This is a genomic window from Mesorhizobium sp. M4A.F.Ca.ET.022.05.2.1 (assembly GCF_003998845.1).
GTDB lineage: Bacteria > Pseudomonadota > Alphaproteobacteria > Rhizobiales > Rhizobiaceae > Mesorhizobium.
This window is the reverse complement of sequence record NZ_RZOJ01000577.1, coordinates 1-2,871: the sequence shown is the minus strand read 5'-3', so window position 1 is coordinate 2,871 and position 2,871 is coordinate 1. Positions and strand designations below refer to the sequence as shown.

Below are 2,871 nucleotides of genomic sequence, written 5' to 3'. Positions count from 1 at the left end.
ATCTCGCGCGCCGTGGTCGCCTCGTGGATGGCGGCGTTGGCTTCGGTCTCGAACTGGCGGGCGAGGAACCAGCCATTGGCCTCGGCCAGCTCGGCCGCCTTCTTGTACATGCCAAAGCCCTTCTGGGCACGCGGCGTCAGCACCACCTTGGCGCCCAGCATGCGCATCAGCTTGCGGCGTTCGACGGAAAAGCTGTCGGCCATCGTCACCACCAGCGGGTAGCCCTTTTGCGCACAGACCATGGCGAGCCCGATGCCGGTGTTGCCGCTGGTCGCCTCGACCACGGTCTGGCCCGGCTTCAGCGCGCCGCTGCGCTCGCCTTCCTCGATGATGTTGAGCGCCAGGCGATCCTTGACCGATGCGGCTGGATTGAAGAATTCGGCCTTCGCATAGATCGTCGCATGGCCTGGGCCGAGATTGTTGATGCGGATGACCGGCGTATCGCCGACCGTGTCGAGAATGCTGTCGAACAACCGGCCGCGCCCGGCCGTGGTTCTGATCTTCAACTGCTGCAACATGTCTGGTCTCCTCTTGGTCCTCACGATCCGGTTACAAACCGGAGGGCTTGGCGGCGAGGTTTCGAGACCTTGCCGCGTTAGGTTGCTCGACGTGCCTTCATTTCGGCAACGGCTGCATCCGGCCGGAATGTCCGCTGCCGGTGCGCCTTGTCGGGTTTGGTGATAGAACATGGAGCAACTGGTCAGCGTGGGAGCGAGCGTGGAAACGCACGTGGAATCCGCCCGAGAGAGCCTGAAAAGCACTGCCGCCGGCCTTTCCGTGCGGCTGCTCGGACAGCTGGTGATTTCGCGCGACGACATGCCAGTGGCGCTGCCGGCGTCGCGCAAGCTGCGTGCATTGCTTGCCTATCTGGCGCTTGCTCCGCACCCGGTCGGACGCAGCCGCCTGTGCGAGCTTTTGTGGGATGTGCCGAACGATCCGCGCGGTGAGCTACGCTGGTGCCTCAGCAAGCTGCGCGGCGCGCTCGACGAGCCGGGCCGGCGCAGGATCGAGACCGAAGGCGACACCGTCGCGCTTCGTCTTGCCGGACTTGGCATCGATGCCGTGGAAGCCGCCGCGGCGGTCGCCGAAGGCATCGAGAGCCTCGGCCTCGAGCGGCTGAGGACGCTTTCCCACCTTTTCACCGGCGATTTCCTCGACGGGCTGGAACTCGACCGCAGCCCGCATTTCAACAGCTGGCTGACGGCGCAGCGCCGTCGTTTCAGGTCATGCCATGTTGCCATACTGGAGCATCTGATCGGCCTGCTTCCGGCCGAATCCGACGAGGCAGGCGCCTATATCGACAAATGGCTGGAACTCGCCCCTTTCGACAGCCGCGCTCATCTTGCGCTGCTGGAAAACAGCGCGCGGCGTGGCCAGATCGGCGCGTGCGAGGAGCATCTGGCTGCCGCTGCGCGGCTCTTCGAGTCGGAGGAGCTGGATTTCGCCCCCCTGCGCGAGGCATGGCAGGAAATGAGATCCCGTCAGTCCAGCGCGACGCCACCCGTGCGATCCGTGCCGGCGTTTGCGGTGCCCCAGGCACCGGTCGCTCCGGCCGAGCCCGAGACATCGGCGACACGCCGCGCCTCGCTCGCAGTCATGCCCTTCGTCGAGCACGCCGGCACCGCGGATTTTCGTGGTGGGCTGGCCGACGGCCTGACCCATGACATCATCACCCGCCTGGCCAAGCTCAGGGATTTCTTCGTCATCGCCCGCGGCTCGGTTTTCGCTTTGGCGGAAAAGGACATCTCACCCGAGGATGCCGGGCGCCGGCTGAATGTCGACTACGTGGCAACCGGCTCCGTCCGCAACCTGTCGGGCAGGATCATCGTCGCGGTCGAGCTGGTCGAGGTGTGCACGGCCCGCATCGTCTGGGCCGAGACGTTCGAGCACCGGCCGGACGATATCTTTGTCGTGCTGGACGATATCGGCAACAGCATCGTGTCCTCCATCGCGGCGGAGGTCACCACGGTCGAGCGCAACCGGGCGATGCTGAAGGCGCCCAATTCGCTCAACGCCTGGGAGGCCTACCATCGCGGCCTCTGGCACATGTACCGCTTCACCCGGACCGAAAACGAGCTGGCCCACCAGTTCTTCGACATGGCGCTGAAGCAGGACCCGACCTTTGCCCGCGCCTATGCCGGCCTCTCCTTCACCCACTGGCAGAACGCCTTCCAGCGCTGGGGCGACCGCGACCAGGAAGCTGCGCTTGCCTTCGAAACCGCCGGACAAAGTCTTCTGGTCGACGAACACAATCCGGCGGCGCATTGGGCCATGGGCCGGGCGCTGTGGCTGCGCGGCGAACGCGACGGCTCGCTGCTCGAGCTGGAACGGGCCGTCGATCTCAGCCCCAATTTCGCGCTCGGCCACTACGCGCTGTCCTTCGTGCATTCGCAATCGGGTGATCCGCGCTCAGCGATCGGCTCGTCCGATCATTCGCGTCATCTCAGCCCCTTCGACCCGCTCCTGTTCGGCATGATGGGCGCCCGCGCCATGGCCCATGCCCGCCTTGGAGAGTTCGGCGACGCCTCGGAATGGGCGCTGAAGGCGGCCGCCCGCCCCAACGCCCACATCATCATCCTGGCGATCGCCGCGCATTGCCTGGCGCTGGCCGGCCGGCAGGACGAGGCGCGCACTTTCGCCGCCGCAATCCGCAAGACCCTGCCGGACTATCGTGCCGACGACTTCATCGCCACCTTCCGTTTCGACCGGGACGCCGAAGCCATGTTCCGGCACGGCGCCAGGCGCATCGGCCTGAATTGATCTTTTGAAATCCGGCCCGCGCTGCGCCGCCACGGCCTACCGCAACAGCGGCCCGCCCGCCTTTCTCCACGCGTCGATGCCGCCCTGGATATGGCGGGCGTTGGCGATGCC

2 protein-coding genes are annotated in these 2,871 nt (G+C 66.1%); one reads left to right on the top strand and one right to left on the bottom strand.

Annotated elements, in window-relative coordinates:
• Positions 1-518 (bottom strand): pyridoxal-phosphate dependent enzyme (locus EN745_RS32995; RefSeq protein WP_127423181.1); only part of this gene is annotated, 518 nt, incomplete at its 3' end.
• Between the two features lie 298 nt (positions 519-816).
• Between EN745_RS32995 and EN745_RS32990 the strand changes: the two genes are divergently transcribed.
• The gene (locus tag EN745_RS32990; RefSeq protein ID WP_245487895.1) at positions 817-2,760 is read left to right on the top strand and encodes a transcriptional regulator; all 1,944 of its coding nucleotides are present in this window, start codon (positions 817-819) and stop codon (positions 2,758-2,760) included.
• Positions 2,761-2,871 lie beyond the last annotated feature (111 nt).

What these genes read in the sequence shown, in the direction of transcription:
- EN745_RS32990 (WP_245487895.1), top strand. Translation starts at nt 817, where the DNA reads ATGCCAGTGGCGCTGCCGGCGTCGCGCAAGCTGCGTGCATTGCTTGCC.